1 protein-coding gene is annotated in these 409 nt (G+C 77.8%); it reads right to left on the minus strand.

The window, feature by feature from the left end:
• Positions 1–409, minus strand: a 409-nt coding sequence (locus tag BST12_RS29595) for a hypothetical protein (protein ID WP_211281430.1), incomplete at both ends; no start/stop codon positions are given.

The raw sequence follows: 409 nt of genomic DNA on the forward strand, positions 1-409 counted from the left end.
CGGCGCCGCCAGCAAACCCAGTACCACCGGTCAAACCGCTGCCCGCGGCGGCATCGGTGCCGTTTGCGCCGGTACCGCCGTCGCCACCTTGACCACCGGTGCCGCCGGTGCCGGCCTTGCCGGTGGCGCCAGTGCTGCCGCCGGTGCCACCGCTACCAGTTCCGCCGCCACCACCGCCGGCGCCGGCCGCGCCGCCTTGGCCACCGTCGCCGCCGGTGGCACCCACGCCGGTGGTGCTGTCCGCACCCGAACCGCCAGCACCGCCAGTGCCGCCCTTGCCGCCCACGCCGCCGGCGCCGCCGGAGCCGTTGGTGCCGCCCACGCCGGAGTCGCCGCCGGCACCGCCAGAACCGCCGGCGCCGCCAGCAAACCCAGTACCACCGGTCAGACCGCTGCCCGCTGCGGCATC

Source organism: Mycobacterium angelicum, from assembly GCF_002086155.1.
Lineage (GTDB): Bacteria > Actinomycetota > Actinomycetes > Mycobacteriales > Mycobacteriaceae > Mycobacterium > Mycobacterium angelicum.